The organism is Streptomyces sp. NPDC038707 (assembly GCF_040636485.1).
Lineage (GTDB): Bacteria > Actinomycetota > Actinomycetes > Streptomycetales > Streptomycetaceae > Streptomyces.
In genome coordinates this window covers 357,358-379,984 of sequence record NZ_JBEZUP010000003.1, presented here as the reverse complement: position 1 = coordinate 379,984, position 22,627 = coordinate 357,358, and the positions used below count along the sequence as shown (strand labels likewise).

General features: G+C 75.5%; 18 protein-coding genes and 2 pseudogenes. 13 read left to right on the top strand and 7 right to left on the bottom strand.

What is annotated here, in order from left to right; translation table 11 throughout:
- Positions 1–9: 9 nt before the first annotated feature.
- Positions 10–306 carry a hypothetical protein gene (locus AB0E62_RS06640; protein WP_362189024.1) on the bottom strand — a complete coding sequence of 99 codons (297 nt, stop codon included), beginning with the start codon at positions 304–306 and terminating at the stop codon, positions 10–12.
- On the opposite strand from AB0E62_RS06640, the pseudogene AB0E62_RS06635 reads away from it, so the two are divergent.
- Positions 269–613 (top strand): annotated as a pseudogene (locus AB0E62_RS06635) (UTRA domain-containing protein); the annotation flags it as partial. The gene AB0E62_RS06640 and the pseudogene AB0E62_RS06635 overlap by 38 nt on opposite strands.
- Before the next feature lie 3 nt (positions 614–616).
- Here the strand turns inward: AB0E62_RS06635 and AB0E62_RS06630 are convergent.
- Together AB0E62_RS06630 and AB0E62_RS06625 are read right to left on the bottom strand one after the other, a co-directional pair.
- Positions 617–1,030: pseudogene (locus tag AB0E62_RS06630) on the bottom strand (DMT family transporter); the annotation flags it as partial.
- A 38-nt stretch (positions 1,031–1,068) separates the two neighbouring features.
- Complete coding sequence (locus AB0E62_RS06625; RefSeq protein WP_362189022.1) at positions 1,069–2,016, bottom strand: EamA family transporter; 948 nt, start codon at positions 2,014–2,016, stop codon at positions 1,069–1,071.
- 129 nt (positions 2,017–2,145) lie between these two features.
- On the opposite strand from AB0E62_RS06625, the gene AB0E62_RS06620 reads away from it, so the two are divergent.
- Complete coding sequence (locus AB0E62_RS06620) at positions 2,146–2,646, top strand: MarR family transcriptional regulator (protein WP_362189019.1); 501 nt, start codon at positions 2,146–2,148, stop codon at positions 2,644–2,646.
- A 145-nt stretch (positions 2,647–2,791) separates the two neighbouring features.
- On the opposite strand, the gene AB0E62_RS06615 is transcribed toward AB0E62_RS06620, so the two are convergent.
- From AB0E62_RS06615 to AB0E62_RS06600, 4 genes are all read right to left on the bottom strand, one after another.
- Positions 2,792–3,073, bottom strand: coding sequence for a hypothetical protein (locus AB0E62_RS06615; RefSeq protein WP_362189016.1), 282 nt, complete (start codon positions 3,071–3,073; stop codon positions 2,792–2,794).
- 103 nt (positions 3,074–3,176) lie between these two features.
- A complete protein-coding gene (gene malQ, locus AB0E62_RS06610; RefSeq protein ID WP_362189013.1) occupies positions 3,177–5,294 on the bottom strand; it encodes a 4-alpha-glucanotransferase in 2,118 nt (705 codons plus the stop codon).
- Positions 5,295–5,534: a hypothetical protein gene (locus tag AB0E62_RS06605; RefSeq protein WP_362189010.1), complete on the bottom strand. Its 240-nt coding sequence runs from the start codon at positions 5,532–5,534 to the stop codon at positions 5,295–5,297.
- A gap of 251 nt (positions 5,535–5,785) precedes the next feature.
- Positions 5,786–6,322: an HNH endonuclease gene (locus AB0E62_RS06600; RefSeq protein ID WP_030608086.1), complete on the bottom strand. Its 537-nt coding sequence runs from the start codon at positions 6,320–6,322 to the stop codon at positions 5,786–5,788.
- A 314-nt stretch (positions 6,323–6,636) separates the two neighbouring features.
- On the opposite strand from AB0E62_RS06600, the gene AB0E62_RS06595 reads away from it, so the two are divergent.
- From AB0E62_RS06595 to AB0E62_RS06545, 11 genes are all read left to right on the top strand, one after another.
- Positions 6,637–7,749 (top strand): mechanosensitive ion channel family protein, encoded by a 1,113-nt coding sequence (locus AB0E62_RS06595; protein ID WP_362189007.1) that lies wholly within the window; start codon positions 6,637–6,639, stop codon positions 7,747–7,749.
- A 235-nt stretch (positions 7,750–7,984) separates the two neighbouring features.
- Positions 7,985–9,196: an ROK family transcriptional regulator gene (locus AB0E62_RS06590; protein ID WP_362189005.1), complete on the top strand. Its 1,212-nt coding sequence runs from the start codon at positions 7,985–7,987 to the stop codon at positions 9,194–9,196.
- 115 nt (positions 9,197–9,311) lie between these two features.
- Positions 9,312–10,577 (top strand): 6-phospho-beta-glucosidase, encoded by a 1,266-nt coding sequence (locus AB0E62_RS06585; protein ID WP_362189002.1) that lies wholly within the window; start codon positions 9,312–9,314, stop codon positions 10,575–10,577.
- Complete coding sequence (locus tag AB0E62_RS06580) at positions 10,568–11,548, top strand: BadF/BadG/BcrA/BcrD ATPase family protein (protein ID WP_362188999.1); 981 nt, start codon at positions 10,568–10,570, stop codon at positions 11,546–11,548. Before AB0E62_RS06585 ends, AB0E62_RS06580 begins: the two co-directional genes overlap by 10 nt.
- Positions 11,549–11,831: 283 nt before the next feature.
- Complete coding sequence (locus AB0E62_RS06575) at positions 11,832–13,202, top strand: hypothetical protein (RefSeq protein ID WP_362189188.1); 1,371 nt, start codon at positions 11,832–11,834, stop codon at positions 13,200–13,202.
- A gap of 14 nt (positions 13,203–13,216) precedes the next feature.
- Positions 13,217–14,248, top strand: coding sequence for a glutamate ABC transporter substrate-binding protein (locus AB0E62_RS06570; RefSeq protein WP_362188997.1), 1,032 nt, complete (start codon positions 13,217–13,219; stop codon positions 14,246–14,248).
- Between the two features lie 41 nt (positions 14,249–14,289).
- On the top strand, positions 14,290–15,570 hold the full coding sequence (locus AB0E62_RS06565; RefSeq protein ID WP_362188994.1) for a hypothetical protein: 1,281 nt from the start codon (positions 14,290–14,292) through the stop codon (positions 15,568–15,570).
- Complete coding sequence (locus AB0E62_RS06560; protein ID WP_362188991.1) at positions 15,567–18,050, top strand: tetratricopeptide repeat protein; 2,484 nt, start codon at positions 15,567–15,569, stop codon at positions 18,048–18,050. Before AB0E62_RS06565 ends, AB0E62_RS06560 begins: the two co-directional genes overlap by 4 nt.
- A gap of 4 nt (positions 18,051–18,054) precedes the next feature.
- Positions 18,055–19,332, top strand: coding sequence for a protein phosphatase 2C domain-containing protein (locus tag AB0E62_RS06555; protein WP_362188988.1), 1,278 nt, complete (start codon positions 18,055–18,057; stop codon positions 19,330–19,332).
- A 115-nt stretch (positions 19,333–19,447) separates the two neighbouring features.
- The gene (locus AB0E62_RS06550; protein WP_362188985.1) at positions 19,448–20,788 is read left to right on the top strand and encodes a VWA domain-containing protein; all 1,341 of its coding nucleotides are present in this window, start codon (positions 19,448–19,450) and stop codon (positions 20,786–20,788) included.
- Between the two features lie 34 nt (positions 20,789–20,822).
- Entirely contained in the window at positions 20,823–22,625 is a 1,803-nt protein-coding gene (locus AB0E62_RS06545; protein ID WP_362188982.1) for an FHA domain-containing protein, read from the top strand.
- Positions 22,626–22,627: the final 2 nt, after the last annotated feature.

The window sequence follows — 22,627 nt, the reverse complement described above, 5'->3', positions numbered from 1 at the left end:
AGTACGTCCTCACTGGTTGAAGTAGTCGAGCCGGGTCGCGGCGATGGCGGCGCGATCGGCCGGGCCGGTCTCGTGCATGCCCGGGCAGAGTCCGCCACCGGCGAGCACGGCGGAAGCGGCGACTATCCCGGCCTGCACCAGGAAGATGAACGGCCCCACGCTGGCGCCGTGCAGGAAGTTGACGGCGTTGCCGCCGTTGAGGAGGGAGAAGTAGTGCCCTGTCGTCAGGTACCGGGTGATGTGCGGGCCGACCTGGGTGCGCTCGTACGCTCCGGCCGGGCCCGGGCAGCCGTTCCGCTGGCTCACCGAGGCCGGGAAGCTGGGCGGCGAAGCCCGAAGCACCCTCCTCGGCGTGAGTGAGGTCCGGCCTCCCGCCGATGTCGCGGCGGTCCTGGGCATCGCCGACGACGAGACGGTCTTCCTGCGGCACCAGGTGCTCTCCATCGACGGGGAGCCTGTCGAACTGGTCAAGTCGTACTATCCCTCGGCACTCGCCAGAGGGACCGCCATCGCGGAGAAGCGGAAGATCAGGGGCGGCACCCCCGCCCTGCTCGCCGAACTCGGTCTCCCGCCGCGCCTGAGTGTGGACCGCGTCTCCGCACGAGTGCCGACCCACCCCGCCCAGCCGCTCGAACAGGGCCATGAGCACCGGTGAGGCGGCCATGATCATGCCCATGGTGGCGGCCGGGGTGGTCAGGCCGGCCTGGTTGACCAGGGTGTTGTAGACAGCGACGCCGAGGAGGGAGACGAGGAGGACGTAGCGGGCGTGCCGCCGCAGGAGGTGCCGTTGCCGCCAGGCCCGGCGGGCGCCGAAGGGGGCGACGGCGAGCAGCGCGATCACCCACCGCCAGAAGGCGTGCTGGACGGGCGGGACGCTGTCGTGCAGACCGCGCGAGGTGACGAAGCTGCCGGACCAGACGACCGTGGCGAGCGCGGCGCAGGCGAGGCCGAGAAGGGGGGCGGCGGCCTGGCGGGAGCGGGGGGCGCGGGGGGCGGTGGCGAGGGTGGTCTGGTGCGCGGCTGCGGGCACAGGGGGCCTTCCTGCTCGGCTGGGACGGGGCGGTCGTTCTACCGTCGCAGGGCCGGAAGCATCAGGTCCATCGAATCTTTGCGATCGTTCTTTTCAGCTCGCCTGAACAGTCGGGTCCCGCCGCCACCCAGCTGCCCCGCGACCGTCGCCCCGAACGCCAGCGCGAGGCCCGTCGTCTGCACCGGGGTGAGCGCCTGGCCGAGGGCCGCCCAGCCGACGACCGCCGCGGTCAGCGGGGAGAGCGGGCCGAGGAATCCGGCCTGGGTGGCAGTGAGCCGGCCGATCCCGCGGAACCAGAGCCAGTAGGCGAGGGCCGTGTTGGCCAGGGCCAGGTAGAGGTAGCCGCCCACGGCCCGGCCGTCGAGGGCGGGCGGGGCGCCCTCGGCCAGCAGCGCGACCGGCGCGATGAGCAGGCCGCCCGCGGTGAGCTGCCAGCCGGTCAGGGCCAGCGGCCCGACCCCCGCCGGGCGGCCCCAGCGCTTGGTCAGCACGGTGCCGGTGGCCATGGCGGCGGTGGAGGCGAGGGCCGCGAGGACGCCGACCAGGTCCAGCGCGCCGGCTCCCTTCAGCACGACGAGGCTGACGCCGAACGCGGCCACCAGCCCGGTGAGCAGCGTGCGGAGGGCGGGCCGCTGCCCGAGGAGCAGCGCGGACAGGCCGACGACGAACAGCGGCCCGGCCGAGCCGACGACCGCGGCCATCCCGCCGGGCAGCCGGTACGCCGCGACGAACAGCAGCGGGAAGAAGGCGCCGATGTTCAGCGCCCCGAGGACGGCCGCCTTGGCCCACCAGATGCCGCGCGGCAGCACCCGGGTCGCGGCGAGCAGCAGCAGACCCGCGGGCAGGGCCCGCAGCAGGGCCGTGAACAGGGGGCGGTCCGGCGGCAGGAACTCGGTGGTGACGGCGTAGGTGGTGCCCCAGGAGACGGGAGCGAGCGCGGTGACGGCGATGGCGGCGGCCGTGCCGGGCGTGCGGGTGGTGGCCATGGCGGAGCCCCTTCGGAGAGTCGTACGGGCTAGGTAGCTAGTAAGTAGCTTAGCGCTAAGCTACTTAGACGCAAGTGGCTTCCAAGTGGCTTTCTTGCGGGCAAGCTAGAGGGCCCCGATAATCGGGGCATGCACGCACAGCCAGCCGACCCGGTCGACGCGATCATCGAACAGTGGGCGCGGGTCCGCCCCGACCTGGACACCCGGCCGATGGAGGTCTTCGGCCGGATCTTCCGGCTCTCCCGCGCGATGGGCGACCGGATGGAGCGGGCCTACCGGGCCCACGGGATCTCCCGGGGCGAGTTCGACGTCCTCGCCACCCTGCGCCGCTCCGGCGAGCCGTACACGCTCTCCCCGCGCGAGCTGTCGGCCACCCTCATGCTCACCACCGGCGGGACCACCGGCCGCCTGGACAAACTGGAACGCGCCGGGCTGCTGCGCCGCTCCCCCGACCCGCACGACCGGCGCGGTCTGAAGGTGACCCTCACCGACGAGGGGCTGCGGCTGATCGACGAGGCGGTGGAGGCGGGGCTGGCCGAGGAGAGCGCCGCGCTGGCCGGCCTGGACGCGCAGCAGGCCGGCCACCTGGCCGGCCTGCTGCGCACGCTGCTCGCCGCCACGGCCGAGTAGCGCGCACGGAGAACGCCGGCGCGCCGCCGGTCACCCCGGTACGGCGCACACGGAAAACGCCGGGGGCGCCGGTCTCACCCGGGTACGGCGTACGCGCGTACCGACGGGAGGACGGGCGCCCCCGGCGAACGAACCGACGAGGCGGTCAGGCCTTGGCCCCTGCCCCGGACTTGACGTTGACGTTGGACGAGGTGGTGTCCTTCTTGGCCCGCGTCCTGTCCAGCAGCATGACCAGACCGGCGATGACCGCGAACAGCACCAGCGGGAGGAAGACGTACAGGCCCAGCGTCTGGATGACGCTCAGGCCCGGGCCGGGGTCGTCACCGTCGTCGCGGGTCAGCGCGAGCGCGGGGGACGACATGAGCAGCATCATCAGCGTCGTACCGGCGGCCAGGGCGCCGGCGCGCAGGGCGTTGTTCTTGTCCACGCATTCAAGTTAGCGAACCGGGCTGAAGGCCGCGCGCCCGGGGTGCCTTACCGCCGGGGGCACGGCGGCCGGCGACGCGGGGGCCGGAGCCCCCGCGCACCGCTCACGGCGCCCGGTCCTCAGTCTCCCGGCCGTGGTCCTCCCGGAGCACGCCCAGCAGTCCGCGCAGCCGCGGCGAGGCGACCAGTTCCTCCAGGGCGACCGGGCGGCCCTCCGCGTCGGCGAGCGGCAGCCGCCAGTTCGGGTACTCGTCCCAGGTGCCGGGCAGGTTCTGCGGGCGGCGGTCGCCGACGCCGTCCGGGAGCCAGACCCCGATCAGCCGGGCGGGGGTGCGCAGCAGGAAGCGGTGGACGGCGCGGATCTCCTCCTCCTCGGCGGAGCCGGGCGGACCGGCCGCCGTCAGGTCCAGAAGGCCGAGGCTGCCGAGCAGGGCCAGCCACTCCGCCGCGTCGGCGGTGGCCTCGGCCTTCTCCTCGACGGCCGGGCGGGCCAGCAGGCCGAGGCGGTCGCGCAGTTCGACGTGGTCGCCGGTGAGACGGGCGGCGGTGGGCGGCAGATCGTGCGTGGTGGCGGTGGCCAGGCAGTCGGCGCGCCAGCGCTCGGGCGGCAGCGGGCGGCCGTCGCCCTCCCAGTCCCGCTCGAACCACAGCACGGAGGTGCCGAGCACCCCGCGCCGCTGGAGCGCCTCGCGCACCCCGGGCTCGACGGTGCCCAGGTCCTCGCCGATCACCACCGCCCCGGCGCGGCCGGCCTCCAGCGCGAGGACGGCGAGCAGGGCGTCGGCGTCGTAGTGGACGTAGGTGCCCTCGGTGGGCGGGCTGCCCGCCGGGACCCACCAGAGCCGGAACAGGCCCATGACGTGGTCGATGCGCAGGGCGCCGGCGTAACGGAACAGGGCGCGCAGCAGCTCGCGGTAGGGCGCGTAACCGGTCTCCGCCAGCCGGTCAGGGCGCCAGGGCGGCAGGCCCCAGTCCTGGCCGCGGGCGTTGAAGGCGTCCGGCGGGGCGCCGACGGACATGCCGGCGGCGAACACGTCCTGCTGGGCCCAGGCGTCGGCGCCGGCCGGATGCACGCCGACGGCGAGGTCGTGCACGATCCCGACGGGCTGGCCGGCCTCGCGGGCGGCGCGCTGGGCGGCCCGGAGCTGGCCGTCGGTGAGCCAGGCCAGGCGGGCGTGGAACTCCACCCGGCCGGCGAGCTCGGACCGGGCCCGGGCGGTGGCGGCCGAGCGCGGGTCGCGCAGTCCGTCCGGCCAGCCGTGCCAGTCGGGGCCGTGCACCTCGGCGAGGGCGCACCAGGTGGCGTGGTCGACGAGGGCCTGGCCGTGGGCGGCGCGGAAGGCGTCGTAGGCGGCCTGCCGGCCGGGGCCCAGGGGCACCTCCAGGACCAGTTCCAGGGCCTCCCGCTTCAGTTCCCACACGGCGTCCCGGTCGATGAGCGCGCCCTTCTCCAGGACGGCGGCGCGCAGCCGCCCGGCCCGCTCCACCAGCGCGCCGAGCCGCTCGCGGTCCTCTACGTACGCGAACTCGGGGACGTCCTCGATCCGCAGGTGGACGGGGTCGGGAAAGCGGCGGGAGGAGGGGCGGTACGGGGAGGGGTCGGTGGGCGCGCCGGGTACGGCCGCGTGCAACGGATTGACCTGCACGAACCCGGCGCCGGCGGTGCGTCCGGCCCAGCCGGCCAGCTCCGCGAGGTCGGCGAGGTCGCCCATGCCCCAGGAGCGGCGGGAGAGCAGGGAGTACAGCTGGACGAGGAGGCCGTACGCGCGGGCGGGCGGGGCGGGGAGCCGGTCCGGCGCGACGACGAGGTGGGCCTCGCCGGTGCGGCCGTCTGGGGCGGTGGCGGTCAGCCGGTGGACGCCGGGCGGCAGGTCCGCGACGTCCTCCCGGTCCTGCCCGTCCTCCGTCCCGACGCGCAGCCGGGTGCCGGGGGGCAGGCCGGTCAGGGCGGCGGGCGGCTCGGCGCCGGCCCAGTGGACCACCGTCGGCGGCAGCAGCCGCTCGCTCAGCTCGCGCTCCCGGGCGGCGAGGGCGGCGCGCACCGCGTCCGGGCCGCTCGCGTCGACGCCGAGGGCCGCGAGGGCGGCGGTCACGGCGGAGGCGGGGACCTGGACCGTACGGTCCGGGGCGGGGCGGTAGGACGTGGCGACCCCGTACAGGCCGGCGAGCCGGGCGAGGTCGGCGGACGGCGTGTCGGGGTGCTCCTCGGGCGCCGCGGCCATCTACAGCCCCGGCGCGCAGAAGTCCGGGACCGGGTCGGACTCGCTGGTCAGCGGGGCGGCCTCGGCGAGCGGGGGCTCGCTGGTCAGCGGCTCGGCGTCGGGCAGCGGCGGTTCGCTGGTCAGCGGGGCCTGCGCGGACGCGCTCTCCGCGCTGAAGACGCACACCGGCGCCTGGCCGGGCTCGGCGGACGGTGCCGCCACGGGTTTGGACGGGGCCGGGATCTTGAGGCGAGCGGCCACGGGGGCCTCCTTGTCGGGGTGCGGGTGCCACGGCCCGTACGGGACGGGTTACCGCAGCCCTACCCCGTGAGCCCCGGGCCACGCGCGGCAACTGCCCGGTACCCGGGTGATGCGGAGCCCGGCCGGGTGACGGCTCGGCGGCGGGCGGCCTCCGGGCAGCCCGGCGCCCGAGCGGGCGCGGAGAACCGCGCGCGGACCCCGCACACCCGCCGAGCGCGGTCCCACCGGTCCGGAACGCCAGATCCGGAACGCTAGGCGGACACCCCGTCGATCCGGGCCAGGGCGTCGTCCGCGCCGTACGGCTGCAAGTACGGCAGCCAGCGCGGGTCGCGGTGCCCGGTGCCGATGATGCGCCAGGCCAGCCCGGTCGGCGGGGCCGGCTTGTGCCGCAGCCGCCAGCCCAGCTCGACCAGGTGGCGGTCGGCCTTGACGTGGTTGCAGCGGCGGCAGGAGGCCACCACGTTGTCCCAGACGTGCTTGCCCCCGCGGCTGCGCGGGATGACGTGGTCGACGCTGGTTGCGACGCCACCGCAGTACATGCACCGGCCCCCGTCGCGCGCGAAGAGCGCACGGCGGGTCAACGGGACGGGGCCGCGGTAGGGCACCCGGACGAACCGTTTGAGCCGGACCACGCTGGGTGCGGGGAGGGTGACGGTGGCGCTGTGCATATAGGCGCCGGATTCCTCAAGGGAGACGGCCTTGTTCTCCAGGACGAGGACGAGCGCGCGGCGGAGCGGTACGACGCCGAGCGGCTCGTACGACGCGTTGAGGACCAGGACATGCGGCACGGGTGCCTCCTTGGGCGTCGGCGGCGCGTGGCTCGCGCCGGGACGAACTGCAGTCAGTCTCCCCTCAGGCCTGGTGGAAGCGCCACCATGTCCCGGTAACGGGCTGGGAGTGTTTTCGACCACATCTGATTCATCCCCCGTCCCAGGGCCTGTTCAAGCCCGCGTGAGCCGTGTCTCTCCTGCCCGTCCGGCACCCGGATCGGCGGGGGCCTGCCGCGCTGCCCCGTTAGTGTGGTGGTTCCGTCCGCCCGGTGACCTTTTCGTGACCTTGCCCCCCGCCGGCGCGGACCGCGCAGCACCTGGAGGTACCTGCCGTGTCGTCCCTGTCCGCCCTCCTCGTGGCCGCCGGCGCGTCGCCGTCCCCGTCCCCGTCACCGTCGCAGTCGACGACCCCGGCCGTGCCGACGCTCCAGGACGCCCAGGAGAGCGCGACGAACGCGGCGAGCTGGGTCGAGCAGAACTGGTCGACGTGGCTCGCGATGGGTCTGCGCATCCTGCTGATCGTGGTCGTGGCGGCGGCCCTGCGGGCGGCGGTGCGGCGGGCGATCACCCAGCTGATCGACCGGATGGGCCGTACCGCGCAGGCCGTGGACGGCACCGCGCTGGGCGGGCTGCTGGTCAACGCCGAGCGGCGGCGGCAGCGGTCGGCGGCGATCGGCTCGGTGCTGCGCTCGGTGGCCAGCTTCCTCATCCTCGGCACGGCCGCGCTGATGGTGCTGTCCACCTTCGAGATCAACCTGGCGCCGCTGCTGGCGTCGGCCGGTGTCGCGGGCGTGGCGATCGGTTTCGGCGCGCGCAACCTGGTGACGGACTTCCTGTCCGGCGTGTTCATGATCCTGGAGGACCAGTACGGCGTCGGTGACGTGATCGACGCGGGCGTGGCCACCGGCGAGGTGATCGAGGTCGGGCTGCGCGTGACCAAGCTGCGCGGCGACAACGGCGAGATCTGGTACGTCCGCAACGGCGAGGTCAAGCGGATCGGGAACCTGTCGCAGGGCTGGGCGACGGCCGGGGTCGACGTGACCGTCCGGGCGAGCGAGGACCTGGACCGGGTCAAGGCCACGCTGGACGGGGTCGCCGAGCGGATGAGCCGGGAGGAGCCCTGGAACGAGCTGCTGTGGGGCCCGGTGGAGGTCCTCGGCCTGGACTCGGTGCTGATCGACTCCATGGTGGTCCGGGTCTCGGCGAAGACCATGCCGGGCAAGTCGGTGACGGTGGAGCGGGAGCTGCGCTGGCGGATCAAGCGGGCGTTCGACGCGGCGAGCATCCGGATCGTGGGCGGCGCGACGGCGGTCGAGGACGCCGAGGACACCCCGGACCCGACGGCGACGGTGGCGGCCCCGTCGGCGTACTCCAACGCGGACTCGCCGCAGTCGGCGGCGGCCTCCCCGATCGTCACCCAGCGGCCGGCACCCCCGGCGAAATAGCGGAACGGATTCAGCACGCTCGTTCGAGTGAACGGATGGGGCATTCCGGCGCGGGGGCGCACGGAATGCCCCATCGTTGTGCCGGGCACCGCCCCTTCGCCCACGGCTGAGCCCCGGTCGCTGTCCGCCGGCGCCTATTGACGCCCTCTTCCTCCCCGGCTTACGGTCCTCCCATTCAGACAGGAAACTTTCCTAACAATCCTCCGGGGTGGCGGAAGGTCAGGAGGGGGCTCCCATGGCAGGAACCAGCGGTACGCCGGGCACCCCGCGCGTCCTGCGCGCCATGAACGACCGCGCCGCGCTGGACCTGCTGCTGGCACACGGACCGCTGTCCCGCACCCGGATCGGCAGGCTCACCGGCCTGTCCAAGCCCACCGCCTCCCAGCTGCTGGCCCGTCTGGAGGCCGCCGGGCTGGTCCGGGTCACCGGCACCAGCGAGGGCCGCCCGGGGCCCAGCGCCCAGCTGTACGCCATCGATCCGGCCGTGGCGTACGCCGCCGGGCTCGACGTCACCGCGCGGCGCATCCGGGCCGCCGTCGCCGACATCACCGGCCGCACGGTCGGCGAGTACGAGCTGCCCACCCCCGGCCGGCGGCCCGCCCAGCCGGTCGTACGGCAGGTGACGGACGCCCTCGACGGCGCGGTGAAGGCCGCCGGGCTCGTCCGGTCCGATGTGCGCCGGCTGGTCATCGGCACCCCCGGCGCCTTCGATCCGGGCACCGGGCGGCTGCGCTACGCCGCCCATCTGCCCGGCTGGCACTCCCCCACGCTGCTCGCCGACCTCGCGGCGGAGCTGCCGATGCCGGTGGAGTACGAGAACGACGTCAACCTCGCCGCCCTGGCCGAACAGCGGCTCGGCGCGGCCCGCGGCCACGAGGACTTCGTGCTGCTGTGGAACCAGGAGGGCCTGGGCGCGGCCCTGGTCCTGGGCGGCCGGCTGCACCGCGGCTGGACCGGCGGCGCCGGCGAGGTCGGCTTCCTGCCGGTGCCGGGCGCCCCCCTGGTCCGCCAGGTCACCCGGGCGGGCAGCGGCGGCTACCAGGAACTGGCCGGCGCCCAGGCGCTGCCGGGGCTGGCCCGGGAACTCGGCATATCCGACGTGCCCCGGGCGCCGTACGCCGAGGCCGCCGCCCGGCTCGTGGCCCGCGCCGCCGACCACGCCGACGGCCCCCACCGGGACCTGCTCCGGGCCTACGCCACCCGGCTGGCCACCGGTCTCGCCTCGCTCGTCTCCGTCCTCGACCCCGAACTCGTCGTCCTCGGCGGCTCGGCCCTGACGGCCGGCGGCGAGGTGCTGCGGGGGCTCGTCCAGGCCGAACTGGCGGAACTGGCCGCGGCCCGGCCCCGGCTGGCCGTCGCCGAGGTCCGCGAGCACCCCGTGCTGCGCGGTGCGCTGGAGTCCGCGCTGGCCGCCACCCGCGACGAGGTCTTCGACACCGCGCGCTGAGCGCCCCCGCTTTCTCGCTCCACCCCGAACTGTCCCCTCCTTTCCTCGCCCGGAACGACTACCCGGACGTCCGTCGAAGGCGTGACGCCCACCGGAGCAAAGGGTTGATCTGACTGTGAAACTGACCGTGGTCGGCGGCGGCTCGACCTACACCCCCGAACTCGTCGACGGCTTCGCCCGCCTGCGCGACACCCTGCCCGTGGAGGAACTGGTCCTGGTCGACCCGGCCGCGGACCGGCTGGAGCTGGTCGGCGGCCTGGCCCGGCGGATCTTCGCCCGGCAGGGCCACGGCGGCCGGATCGTCACCACCTCCGACCTGGACGCGGGGGTCGACGGCGCCGACGCCGTCCTGCTCCAGCTGCGCGTCGGCGGCCAGGCGGCCCGCGAACGGGACGAGACCTGGCCGCTGGAGTGCGGCTGCGTCGGCCAGGAGACCACCGGCGCGGGCGGCCTGGCCAAGGCGCTGCGCACGGTCCCGGTCGTCCTGGACATCGCCGAACGGGTCCGCCGGGCCAACCCGCGCGCCTGGATCATCGACTTCACCAACCCGGTCGGCATCGTCACCCGCGCCCTGCTCCGGGCCGGGCACCGGGCGGTCGGCCTGTGCAACGTGGCGATCGGCTTCCAGCGCAAGTTCGCCGCCCTGCTGGACACCGCCCCCGCCGAAATCCACCTGGCGCACGTGGGACTGAACCACCTCACCTGGGAGACCGGGGTGCGGCTGGGCGGACCGGACGGCGAGGACGTGCTGCCCCGGCTGCTGACCGAGCACGGCGAGGCCATCGCCGCCGACGTCCGCCTGCCCCGCCCCCTGCTGGACCGCCTCGGCGTGGTCCCCTCCTACTACCTGCGCTACTACTACGCCCACGACGAGGTCGTCCGCGAACTGCGCACCAAGCCCTCCCGGGCCGCCGAAGTGGCCGCCATGGAGAGGGAGCTGCTGGAGATGTACGGCGACCCGGCCCTGGACGAGAAACCGGAGCTGCTCGCCAGGCGCGGCGGCGCGTTCTACTCGGAGGCCGCCGTGGACCTCGCGGCGGCCCTGCTGGGCGGCGGGGGCAGCCCGTACCAGGTGGTGAACACGCTCAACCGGGGCACGCTGCCGTTCCTGCCCGACGACGCGGTGATCGAGGTGCAGGCCGCGGTCGGCCCGGCGGGCCCGGTCCCGCTGCCCGTCCCGGCGCTCGACCCGCTGTTCTCGGGGCTGATCGCGAACGTGACGGCGTACGAGGACCTGGCCCTGGACGCGGCGCTGCGCGGCGGCCGGGACCGGGTGTTCCGCGCGCTGCTGGCACACCCCCTGATCGGGCAGTACGCGTACGCCGACACCCTCACCGACCGGCTGGTCGCGCACAACCGGGAGTACCTCGCGTGGGCCTGACCCCGACCGTGCTCGCCATCGACGCGGGCAACAGCAAGACCGACGTGGCCGTGGTCGGCGCCGGCGGCGAGGTGCTGGCCACGGCCCGCGGCGGCGGCTTCCGCCCGCCCGCGGTGGGGGTGCCGGCGGCGGTGGAGGCGCTGGCCGGTCCGGTCGCGCGCGCCTTCGCCGAGGCGGGGGTCGCTTCCGTCTCCCATGTGTCGGCGTGCCTGGCCAACGCCGACCTCCCGGTGGAGGAGGAGCGGCTGGCGGGCGCGCTGCGTGCGCGGGCGTGGGGTGCGTCGGTGGAGGTCCGCAACGACACCTTCGCCGTCCTGCGGGCGGGCGTCGCCGAGCCGCGCGGGGTGGCGGTGGTGTGCGGGGCGGGGATCAACTGCGTGGGCATGCGCCCCGACGGACGCACCGCCCGCTTTCCGGCCGTCGGCCGGATCTCCGGGGACTGGGGCGGCGGCTGGGGGCTGGCCGAGGAGGCGCTGTGGCACGCGGCCCGCGCGGAGGACGGCCGCGGCGGGCCGACCGCGCTGGCCCGCACCCTGCCCGCGCGCTTCGGGCTGCCCACGATGTACGCGCTGATCGAGGCCCTGCACCTGGAGCGGATCGCGCCCGAGCGCCGGCACGAGCTGACGCCGGTGCTGTTCGCCACGGCGGCGGACGGCGACCCGGTGGCGCGCGCGCTGGTCACCCGGCTCGCCGAGGAGGTCACGGCGATGGTCACGGTGGCGCTGTCCCGGCTGGACCTGCTCGGCGAACCGGTCCCGGTCCTGCTCGGCGGCAGCGTCCTCACCGCCGGTCACCGGCAGCTGGACGACGCCGTGCGCGCCCTGCTCGCCGACCGTGCCCCCGAGGCCGACGTCCGCGTGGTCACGGCCCGCCCGGTGCTGGGCGCGGTCCTGCTGGGCCTGGACCACCTGGGCGCCGGGGCGGAGGCCGGCGAAAGGGCGCGGAAGCACTGGGAGACGCCCGGCCCCTGACCGGTTCCGGTTCCCCCCGGAACCGGTCACCGGCCGTCCCCGGGGGAACCGATGCCCCGTCACCGGCGTCTTCCCGCGCGGGGGATGGTGCGTGCGCCGGCCCGCGCCCCGGGGGCCCGCGCGATCCGGACCAAGATCCAGTGAAGCCGGTGCGGATGCCGGTGCGGGCGGTGATACTGGGCGGCGAACGGATGACCATGGGGGAGGTCGAGTGACACACCCGCCGAAGAGCAGCGCGCCGCCACCGCCGGCCGGGCCCGCCGGTGCCGCCGGCCTCCCCGGCATCCCCGCCCAGCCCCAGGGGCACCCCCTGCCCGCCGCGGCGCCCGCCCCGTCCGCGCGGCGCACCGCGTTCGCCGAGGGCGTCGAGCGGGTGGCGGCCGCCGCGACCACCGAGCCGGGGCGGCTGCGGATCATCGGTGCCGTACTGGCCCTGCTGGTCCTCGTGTTCGGCGCGGTCACCGCCTGGCAGACCAGTACCCGCTCGGCCGCCGCCGACGACGTGCTGCGCCGCAGCCAGCCGCTCAGCTTCGGCGCGGCCGGCATCTACCGCTCGCTGGCCGACGCCAACACCGCCGCCTCCACCGGGTTCCTGGCGGGCGGACAGGAGAACGCCAAGGCCCGCGGCCAGTACGAGAGGGACATCCGGGAGGCCGCCGCCGGACTCGTCACCGCCGCCGCCAACGCCGAGCCCGGCTCGGCCGCCGAGGCGACCGTCACCCGGCTGAACCGGCTGCTGCCCGAGTACAAGGGCCTCGTCGAGCGGGCCCGGACGTACAACCGGCAGGGTTATCCGGTGGGCGGCGCCTATCTGCGGTACGCCGACGAGAAGATGCAGAAGCACATGCTCCCGGCGGCCGAGGCGCTCTACACCACGGAGAACCGCCGGCTGGAGGCCGACTACGGCGACGCGACACCGTACCCGTGGGCGGCGATCGCGCTCGGCGTGCTCGCCCTGGCCGCGCTCGGCTGGGCCCAGCACCGCCTGTACCGGCGCACCCACCGCGTCCTCAACCGCGGCCTGGTCGCCGCCACCGCCGCGACCACGGCCGCCCTGCTGTGGCTGGTGGTGGGCCACGCGGTCGCCCGCTCGGGGCTCGACGGCTCCCACGAGCACGGGATCCGCTCGCTCAACGTGCTGCACGACGCCCGGATCGCCGCCCTGAAGGCGCGCGGCAACGAGAACCTGAGCCTGGTGGCGCGCGGCGCGGACACCGTCACGGTGGCCGGGCGGACGTACGACGCCCACTACTACGACTTCGACAAGGACATGGCGGTGCTCCGCGAGGCGCTGACCGAGGCGGCGCGGCTCGCCGACGACGACGCGGGCACCGCCCCGGTCACGGCCGCCCAGGGCGACACGGCCGTGTGGCAGCGGCGGCACGCCGCGGCCCGCGCCGAGGACGAGAACGGCAACTACCAGCAGGCCCTGGACAAGGTGATCGGCGCCGAGGGCGCGACCGCCGAGTGCTTCGACGGCGTCGACCGCGGCCTGGAGCGGGCCATCGGCCACGAGCGGAACGAATTCAGGAGGGCCGCCGGTGACGGACGGGACGCGCTGGCCTGGCTGCCGGGGGGCACCGCCGCCCTCGCGGTGCTGGGCGCGGCGGGTGCCGTGGCCGGCATAGGCCGCAGGCTTTCGGAGTACCGGTGACAGGGGGCAGGGCGATGGACGCGAACCGTGCGCGGGCCTCGCTGCGGGGCTGGGGCGGAGTCGCCACCATGGCCGTACTGTGCGCGCTGGCGCTGGCGTTCGTCCTGCTGCTGCCCTGCACGCAGCGGGTGACGGCCGAGCCGGGCCGGGCCGCACGGCAGACCGCCACCGGCACCCAGGCCCGCGCCGACGGCTGCGTGGACGCGGAGGCGCACGAGCGGACGCTCGCCCCGTCCGCCGCGGACGGCCCGACGATCCGGGCGATCCAGGCCCGCACGGGCGCCAAACGCAAACTGGTCGTCGGCGTCGACCAGAACAGCTACCGCTGGGGCTACCGCAACCCGAACACCGAGGGCGCCCGGCTGGAGGGCTTCGACATCGACCTCGCGCACCGGATCGCCGAGGACATCCTCGGCGACCGGGACGCGGTGCAGTTCAAGGCGATCCCGACCAGCCTGCGCATCCCGGCGATCCAGGACGGGCGCGTGGACATGGTCGTCCGCACGATGACGATCACCTGCGACCGGCTGCGCCAAGTCGCGTTCTCCGCGCCCTACTTCCGCACCGGCCAGCAGGTCCTCGCCCCCAAGTCCTCCCCGGTCACCGGCTACGACGGCTCGCTGGCGGGCAGGAAGGTGTGCACGGCGACCGGTTCGACCGCGTACGCCAAGCTGGACGCCGACCGCAAGGCGGGCCGGCTGCCCGGTTCCACCGACCTGTCCACCACCGTGCCCAACCAGCTGGACTGCCTGGTCCGGCTGCAACTCGGCGAGGTGGACGCGGTGGTGACCGACGGGGCGCTCGCGGCGAGCCAGGCCGCCCAGGACCCGACCGTCGAACTCAAGGGCGGGGCGTTCACGACCGAGTACTACGGCGTGGCGATGAAGAAGGACGCCGACGATCTGGTACGCCGGGTCAACCGCGTTCTGGTGGACTATCGCGCGAACGGCTGGCAGCGGTCGTACGACGAGTGGCTGTCGGCGACACTGGGCAGGGACCCGGCCGCGTCGAAGCCGCCCGCGCCACGCTATCTGCGCGGCAGTTGAGCCGCGGAAGACCGGAACCGACAGCGAGCGAGAGGTGATCGATGGGCGTCACGGACCCCGCCGGGCCGGTGATGGACCGGGACGAGGCGGACCGTGCGCTGGCGCGGCTCGGCCAGGAGCACGAGGCGATCGAGACCTCCCTGCTGGCCCTCCAGGACCACGCGGGCCGCAGACTCCTCGAAGGCGCCGGGCTGACCGGTGTCACCCGGGAACGCTGGCAGGCCACGGAGGCGCGGATCACCCTGCTGTGGACGTACTTCGACGCGTACACGGCGGCGCTGCGCGGTGCCCGTGAGATCCGGGCCCGGCGCCGCTGGTCCAGCCGCGAGGACCTGGCGGAGCTGACCGGACTGCTGCGCGGCGCGTCCGTGACCGTCCCCGGCGGCGAGAGCGGCAGGCTCAGCGAGACGTTCACGCTGCCGGAGCTGGTGGACCGGATGAACGAGCTGTACGCGACGAGCCTGGACGTGATCGTCGCCGCCGACGCGGTGTGGTCCGCGCTGCCCGCGCGGATCGACCTGCTCGCCGCGGAACTCCAGCGCACCCGGCAGCTCGCGCACTCCGTCGGGGTGCGCCCGGGCGAGCACCCGGCCGGTGACGACCTGGAGCGGATCACCCGCACGCTGACCCGGCTGCGCGAGGACGTCGTCACCGACCCGCTCGCGTTCTGGGTGCCCGCCGAGGGCAGTTCCGCACCGGGCGGCGGACGCCCCGACACGACGGTGTACGACCGTGCGGCGCGCGCCCTGGAGGACGTGCGCCGGGAGATCGACGCGGTGCTGACGGTACGTCAGGACGCGGAGGCGCGGCTGGTCCGGGTGCGGGACGTGCTCTCCCGGGCGGAGCGCACCCTCGCCGAGGCCCGGACCGCGCGCGTCGAGGTGCTGGCGAAGATCGCCGCCACCGAGGTGCCGGTGGTCGGCGGCCCGCCGACCGCGCTCCAGGAGCAGCTGGCGACCGCCGTCGAGTACCGCAGGCAGGGCCGGTGGCACCGGCTCTCCCCGCTGCTGGAGGCGCTGGAGGAGAAGGCGGAGGACGAACTGCTGCGCGCCCGCGAGTCGTTGACCGCGGTCACCGCGCCGCTCGCGGTCCGCGCCGAACTGCGCGGCCGGCTCGACGCCTACAAGGCGAAGGTCACGCGGCACGGCCTGGCCGAGGACCCGCTGCTGGTGGAGCGGTACGACGCGGCCCGCCGCATGCTGTGGAGCGCGCCCTGCGACCTGCGCGTGGCCGAACAGGCCGTGCTGCGCTACCAGCGGGCGGCGGCCGAACTGCTCGACGGCACGGGCGGGCCCGAGGACCGCGAGGGGGACGCGTCATGAGTCAGCCGGGGCAGACCTGCCAGCGGCCGGGGTGCGAGGGCGCCTACGAGGACATGGGCGGCGGCGGGCTGTACTGCGACACCTGCGGTCTGGCGCCGGTGGTGGCCGGGGGGCTCCCCTCCGGGGGGCTCCCCTCCGGGGGAGGAATGGTGGTCTCGCCGGCCACCGGGGTCGCCAAGGGGGCCGCGGACGGCCCCGGTTCGCGCAGCTCGCGGACGGCCTCGCAGTCGTCGCGGTCGCGCCGCTCGGTGTCCGGACGGCTGTCCCGTTCGGTGTCGGGACGGTCCACGGGCCGCTCGGTGTCGGTGCGCAGCTCCGGCTCCGCCTCCGGTGCCTCGGCGCGCGGGCGGCTGGGCGCCGGGCTGGTGTCCGTGCCGCAGGTGCCGCGGCCCGACCCGCGCGCGATGGTGCTGGAGCGCCCGGAGGTGCCCGAGCGCAAGCGGTTCTGCTCCCGGTCGGACTGCGGGGCGCCGGTGGGCCGGGCACGCGGCGACCGGCCGGGCCGCACGGAAGGTTTCTGCACCAAGTGCGGGCACCCGTACTCCTTCGTGCCCAAGCTGCGCGCCGGGGACATCGTGCACGGCCAGTACGAGGTCGCGGGCTGCCTCGCGCACGGCGGGCTGGGCTGGATCTACCTCGCCGTGGACCGGGCCGTCTCCGACCGCTGGGTGGTGCTCAAGGGCCTGCTGGACACCGGCGACCAGGACGCCATGGCCGCGGCGATCTCCGAGCGGCGCTTCCTCGCCGAGATCGAGCACGCCAACATCGTGCGGATCTACAACTTCGTGGAGCACCTGGACCAGCGCACCGGCTCCCTCGACGGCTACATCGTCATGGAGTACGTCGGCGGCAAGTCCCTGAAGGAGATCGCCAACGCCCGCCGGGCCCCCGACGGCCGCCGCGACCCGCTGCCGGTGGAACAGGCGTGCGCCTACGGCATCGAGGCCCTGGAGGCGCTCGGCCACCTGCACAGCAGGAACCTGCTGTACTGCGACTTCAAGGTCGACAACGCCATCCAGACCGAGGACCAGCTCAAGCTGATCGACATGGGCGCCGTCCGCCGGATGGACGACGAGGAGTCGGCGATCTACGGCACGGTGGGCTACCAGGCCCCGGAGGTCGCCGAGACCGGCCCGTCGGTGGCCAGCGACCTGTACACGGTGGGCCGCACCCTGGCGGTGCTCACCTTCGACTTCCAGGGCTACACCACCGTCCACGCCGATTCCCTCCCCGACCCGGACACCATCGAGGTGTTCCGCCGCTACGAGTCCTTCTACCGGCTGCTGGTGCGCGCCACCGACCCCGACCCCGACCGCAGGTTCGGCTCCGCCGAGGAGATGGCCGAGCAGCTCACCGGCGTGCTGCGCGAGGTGGTCGCGCTGCAGAGCGGCCAGCCGCGGCCCGCGCTGTCCACCCTGTTCGGACCCGAGGTGAGGGTCACGGACACCGAGCTGTTCCCGCCGCCGGCCGGGGAGGTGTCCCGGCTCGGCGCCCGCCGGGACCGCAGGAGCCGGGCCGCCGCTCCCGCCCTTCCTCCGGCGGCGCTCGTGCGGCCCGCGGACACCCCGGCGGCCGCCCTGGCACTGCCCCTGCCGCTGGTCGACCCCGGCGACCCGGGCGCCGGTTTCCTGGCGGGCCTGCCGGCCTCCGTCCCGGCCGAGCTGATCAGTACCCTGGCCGCCGCGCCCACCCGGACCGTGGAGACCCGGCTGCGGCAGGTCCGCGCCCGGCTGGAGAGCGGCGACCACCAGGGCGCCCTGACGGGCCTGGCCGAGCTGGAGGAGGAACGGCCCGACGACTGGCGGGTGGTGTGGCTGCGCGGCGTGGCCGCCCTGGTCACCGGCGACTTCGCGGGCGCCGCCCTGGCCTTCGACGCGGTCTACGACGCCTTCCCCGGCGAGGCCGCGCCCAAGCTGGCCCTCGCCCTGTGCGCCGAGGTGCTGGGCCAGACGGACAACGCGGCCGAGTACTACCGGCTGGTGTGGACGACCGACCGGAGCTTCGTGAGCGCCGCGTTCGGGCTGGCCCGGGTGCGGCTCGCGGCCGGCGACCGGCAGGGCGCCGTACAGACGCTGGAATCGGTGCCGGAGTCGTCCATCCACTACACGGCCGCCCGGGTCGCCGCCGTCCGGGCCCGGCTGAGAGGTCGTACGCCGGGCCCGGGTGACGTACCGTTCGGGGACGACCTGGCGGCCGCCGCCGGGCAGGTCGAGGCGCTCCAGGCCTACGGTCTGGACCCGGCGCGGCGCGCGCGGCTGTCGGCGGAAGTGCTCGGCGGCGCGCTGGACTGGGTACTCTCCGGGGGCGCCGGATCCGCCGCGGCGGGCCGGACGCTGCTGGGCAGCGGTCTGGACGAGCGGGGTCTGCGCTTCGGGCTGGAGCGCGCCTACCGCACGCTGGCCCGGCTGGCGCCCGGCGGCAAGGAGAGGATCGAGCTGGTGGAACGGGCCAACCGTTACCGCCCCCGGACGTGGGTGTAAGTCGATGTCGCAGATGCCCCGGCAGGCCGCACTGCCGAAGTGCCCGAGCTGCGCGGAACCGGTGGAGCCGGGTGACCTGTTCTGCGGAGCGTGCGGATACGACCTGTCGGTGGTGCCCGCGCCGCCGCAGGACCATCCGACGCTCCCCATGACCGGTGCCGCCGGGCCCGTCAACCCCGCGCCCCCGCCCGCGCAGGACCCGCCGGGCAGCGGCGCGGACGGCGGCGCGCCGCACGGACAGGCGCCCGAGGACGGGCAGTGGGCCGGTTCCGGGGTGCGGTTCGACCGCCCGGCGGAGCCCGAGGAGTACCCGTTGCAGGCACCGGACCCGCGGCTGACCGCCCCGGCCGCCGCCCCCGCCGCCCCGGCGCGGCGGTGCGTGGCCTGCCGCACGGGCCGGGTGGACGACGACGGCTACTGCGAGAACTGCGGGCACGCCCAGCCCCGCGAACGCGACCACCTGGAGCGGGAGACGGGCCCGGTCGCGGCCGTCAGCGACCGCGGTCTGCGCCACCACCGCAACGAGGACGCCTTCGCCGTCGGCCACACCACGCTGCCCGACGGCACCCCGGCGGCACTGGCGATCGTCTGTGACGGCGTGTCCTCCGCGACCCGCCCCGACGCCGCCTCCCAGGCCGCCTCCCGGGCGGCCGGCGACTCCCTGCTGGCCGCGCTGGAGCACGGCGCCCATCCGCAGACGGCGATGCACGAGGCGATCGTCGCCGCCGCGCACGCCGTCAACGCGCTCGCCGACGAGCCCGCCACGGCCCGCGAGCACGCCCCGCACCAGAACGCGCCGGCCTGCACGATCGTCGGCGCGGTGGTCACCTCCGGGCTGCTGGTCGTCGGCTGGGTCGGCGACAGCCGGGTCTACTGGGTGCCCACCGACCGCACCGCGCCGCCCGCCCGGCTCACCGAGGACGACTCCTGGGCCGCGCAGATGGTGGCCGCCGGACTGATGAGCGAGGCCGAGGCGTACGCCGACGAACGGGCCCACGCGATCACCGGCTGGCTCGGCGCGGACGCCTACGAACTGGAGCCGCACACCGCCTGCTTCCGGCCGGACCGGCCCGGCACGGTGGTGGTGTGCACCGACGGACTGTGGAACTACGCCGAGACGGCCCGGGAGATGTCCGAGGTGGTCCCGCCGGACGCGGCGGCCCGCCCGCTGCACGGCGCCCGGGTGCTGGTCGGGCACGCCCTGGACGGCGGGGGCCACGACAACGTAACAGTGGCGCTGCTGCCGTTCCCGGCGCCCGCGCAGGGGGCAGGATCGGCCTGAGGGCCGTATCCGGCAGGACCACGGCACGGGGAAGCGGGGGCGGACCGGAGGGGACCGGTCCGTCCGCGGCCGGCGCCACGCGCCGGCGGGGCATTCGAGGGGGATGCGACACAGCATGGCCAACTTCGCGAAGTCGAACGTGCCGCGGTTCTCGGTGGACGTCTACCAGAACGAGTACCTGCCCGAGGGCGGCGGCGAGGTCGACGCCATAGTGACGGTGACCGCGGCCGGCGGCGGCACCGTCGGCGACGCCGTCCCGGCACCGGCGCGTCCGGCGGCACCGCCTTCCGCCGCGGTGGCGGTCATGGTCGACTGCTCGGGCTCCATGGACTACCCGCCCGCGAAGATGCGGGGCGCCCGGGACGCCACGGCCGCCGCGATCGACACCCTGCGCGACGGCACCCGCTTCGCGGTGATCGCCGGCACCCATGTCGCGCAGGAGGTCTACCCGGGCGGCGGGCGGCTCGCGGTCGCCGACGCCACCACCCGCGGGCAGGCCAGGCAGGCGCTGCGCCGGCTGAGCGCGGGCGGCGGCACGGCCATCGGCACCTGGCTGCGGCTCGCCGACCGGCTGCTGTCCGCGGCGGACGTCACCCTCCGGCACGGCATCCTGCTCACCGACGGCCGCAACGAACACGAGTCGCCCGAGGACCTGCGGGCCACCCTGGACGCCTGCGCGGGCCGGTTCACCTGCGACGCGCGGGGCGTGGGCACGGACTGGGACGTGAAAGAAGTCACAGGCATCGCCTCGGCACTGCTCGGCACCGCCGACATCGTCGCCGATCCGGGCCGTCTCGCCGCCGACTTCACGCGGATGATGGAGACGGCGATGGGCAAGGAGGTCGCCGACGTCGCCCTGCGGGTGTGGACGCCGGCCGGGGCGGCCCTGCGGTTCGTCAAGCAAGTAGCGCCCTCCGTCGAGGACTTGACGGGCCGGCGCACCGAGGCCGGGCCGCGCGCCGGGGACTACCCCACCGGTTCCTGGGGCGACGAGTCCCGTGACTACCACCTGTGCGTGACGGTCCCGCCGGCCGGGCTGGGCCAGGAGATGCTGGCGGCACGGGTCTCCCTCGTCGTCCCACAACCGGACGGAACGGCACAGAACCTCGGCGCCCAGGGCCTCGTACGGGCCGTGTGGACCGACGACCTGGCCGCCTCCACCGCCATGAGCCCCCAAGTCGCCCACTACACCGGGCAGGCCGAACTGGCGCAAGCCATCCAGCAAGGGATCGACCTGCGCAAAGCGGGCGATTTCGATGGAGCAACCGCCAAACTGGGCCGGGCCGTTCAGCTCGCGAACGCCTCGGGGAACGCGGATACTGCGAAACTGCTTGCGAAGGTGGTGGACGTGGTCGACGCCGCGACAGGTACTGTGCGGTTGAAGACGAGGGTCACGGAGGCCGACGAGATGACTCTGGAGACCCGGTCCACCAAGACCGTCCGTGTGAAGAAGTGACCCTCCAGAGCGTAGGAGAAGGGGAAGCACCGACATGCCGACCTGCCCGAACGGACACCAGTCGGGTTCCGACGACTGGTGCGAGGTCTGCGGTCACCGCATGGCCGGTGCCGTACCTCCGCCCCCGCCGCCGCCCCCGAACGCGGGCGGTTACGGCTTCCCCCCGCCCGCGGGTGCCCCCGGCCGGCCCGGTCCCGCCGGGGCCGGCCCCGAACCGGAGCTGTGCCCGCAGTGCCGCACGCCCCGCGAGGGCGGCGCGCCCTTCTGCGAGGAGTGCCGGTGGAACTTCCTGACCAACACGGCGACCTCCTACACCCCGGCGGCCCCGCGCCCGCCGCAGCCCCGGTTCCAGCCGCCGAGCTCGACCTACGGCGGCGGTGACGGGTACGAGTACCAGGGCTCGCGTCCCTCGCGGGTGAACCGGCCCGCCGAGCCGATCCCGTCCTTCGGCAGCGAACCGTCGGGCCCGACCCCGTTCGTCCCCGACAACCGCCGCCCGCCGGCGCCCCCGCAGGGCTTCGGCCAGGGCCCCGGCGGCCCGGGTCAGGCCGGCCCGGGAGCCGGTGGTCCCGGTGCCGGTGGTCCCGCGGCTGGTGGTCCCGGTGCCGGTGGTCCCGGTGCCGGTGGCGCGTCCGGTCCGGGCGGATTCCCGGGGCAGGGCTCTGGTCCGGGCGGGTTCCCGGGGCAGGCGCCCGGTGGGCCCGGCGGTCCTGGGACCAGTGGGCCCGGGGCTGGTGGTCCCGGTGCTGGTGGTCCCGGTGCCGGTCGTCCGGCGGGGCCGCCGTCCGGCTTCGGCGGCGGTCCCGGACAGGGTCAGGGTCCCGGGCAGGGCCAGGGTCCCGGGCAGGGCCAGGGTCCCGGTTCCGGCGGCCCCTCCGGTCCGTCCGGCTTCGGCGGCGGCCCGGGTCAGGGTCCCGGTTCCGGGTTCGGCGGCGGTCCGGGGCAGGGCCCCGGCGGCCCCTCCCGTCCCGGCGGCCCGTCCGGCTTCGGCGGTGATCCCTCACGTCCGGTTCCGCCCCCGCCGGGCCCGACGCCGCCCGCCGGTCCGGGCGGTCCCGGCGGTGCCCCGCAGGCGTTTCAGCAGGCCGGGGCCTCGGCTCCGCCCGCCCCGCCCGCGTTCCCGCGCGCGAACCGGCGGCCCCCGGCCGGTGAGGACGACTGGGTGATCTCCCCGCCGTCCTCCGGCGGCCCGGGCCAGGACCCTGGCGGCCAGGGCGGCGGCTACGGCTACCCGCACCCCGGTGCCACCCAGGCTCCGCCCGGCCCGGGCGGTCCCGGCGGAGCCCCCGGAGCTCCGGGCGGCCCCGGCGGCTTCCCGCAGGCACCGCACGCGCCGCACGCGCCGCAGGCACCTCACGGCTCGCAGCCGCCGCAGGCACCGCAGCCGCCTCAGGCGCCCCGGCCCCCGCAGCAGCGCCAGGCGCCCCAGTCGGGCACCTGGACCGCGACCATCGGCCCGGACCGCGAGTACTTCATGGCGATGATGCAGCGTTCCGGCCCCGAGGCCGCGGGTCTGAACCTGCCCGCGTACTCCCCCGAGCAGCAGCGCACGCTCACCGGCAACCAGGTGACCATCGGGCGCCGCCGGCACTCCACCGGCGACACCCCGGACATCGACCTGTCGGTGCCGCCGGAGGACCCGGGCGTCTCGCACCAGCACGCCATGCTGGTGCAGCAGCCGGACGGCAGCTGGGCGGTCGTCGACCAGAACTCGACCAACGGCACCACCGTCAACATGTCCGAGGAGCCGATCCAGCCGTTCGTGCCGGTCCCGCTCCAGGACGGCGACCGGGTGCACGTGGGCGCCTGGACGACGATCACCGTCCGCCGGGGCTGACC

Coding starts and splice junctions, on each gene's coding strand:
- AB0E62_RS06560 (WP_362188991.1), top strand. CDS start 15,567: ATGAGTCAGCCGGGGCAGACCTGCCAGCGGCCGGGGTGCGAGGGCGCC.
- AB0E62_RS06550 (WP_362188985.1), top strand. CDS start 19,448: ATGGCCAACTTCGCGAAGTCGAACGTGCCGCGGTTCTCGGTGGACGTC.
- AB0E62_RS06565 (WP_362188994.1), top strand. CDS start 14,290: ATGGGCGTCACGGACCCCGCCGGGCCGGTGATGGACCGGGACGAGGCG.
- malQ (WP_362189013.1), bottom strand. CDS start 5,294: ATGGCCGCGGCGCCCGAGGAGCACCCCGACACGCCGTCCGCCGACCTC.
- AB0E62_RS06625 (WP_362189022.1), bottom strand. CDS start 2,016: ATGGCCACCACCCGCACGCCCGGCACGGCCGCCGCCATCGCCGTCACC.
- AB0E62_RS06590 (WP_362189005.1), top strand. CDS start 7,985: ATGGCAGGAACCAGCGGTACGCCGGGCACCCCGCGCGTCCTGCGCGCC.
- AB0E62_RS06620 (WP_362189019.1), top strand. CDS start 2,146: ATGCACGCACAGCCAGCCGACCCGGTCGACGCGATCATCGAACAGTGG.
- AB0E62_RS06570 (WP_362188997.1), top strand. CDS start 13,217: ATGGACGCGAACCGTGCGCGGGCCTCGCTGCGGGGCTGGGGCGGAGTC.
- AB0E62_RS06555 (WP_362188988.1), top strand. CDS start 18,055: ATGTCGCAGATGCCCCGGCAGGCCGCACTGCCGAAGTGCCCGAGCTGC.
- AB0E62_RS06545 (WP_362188982.1), top strand. CDS start 20,823: ATGCCGACCTGCCCGAACGGACACCAGTCGGGTTCCGACGACTGGTGC.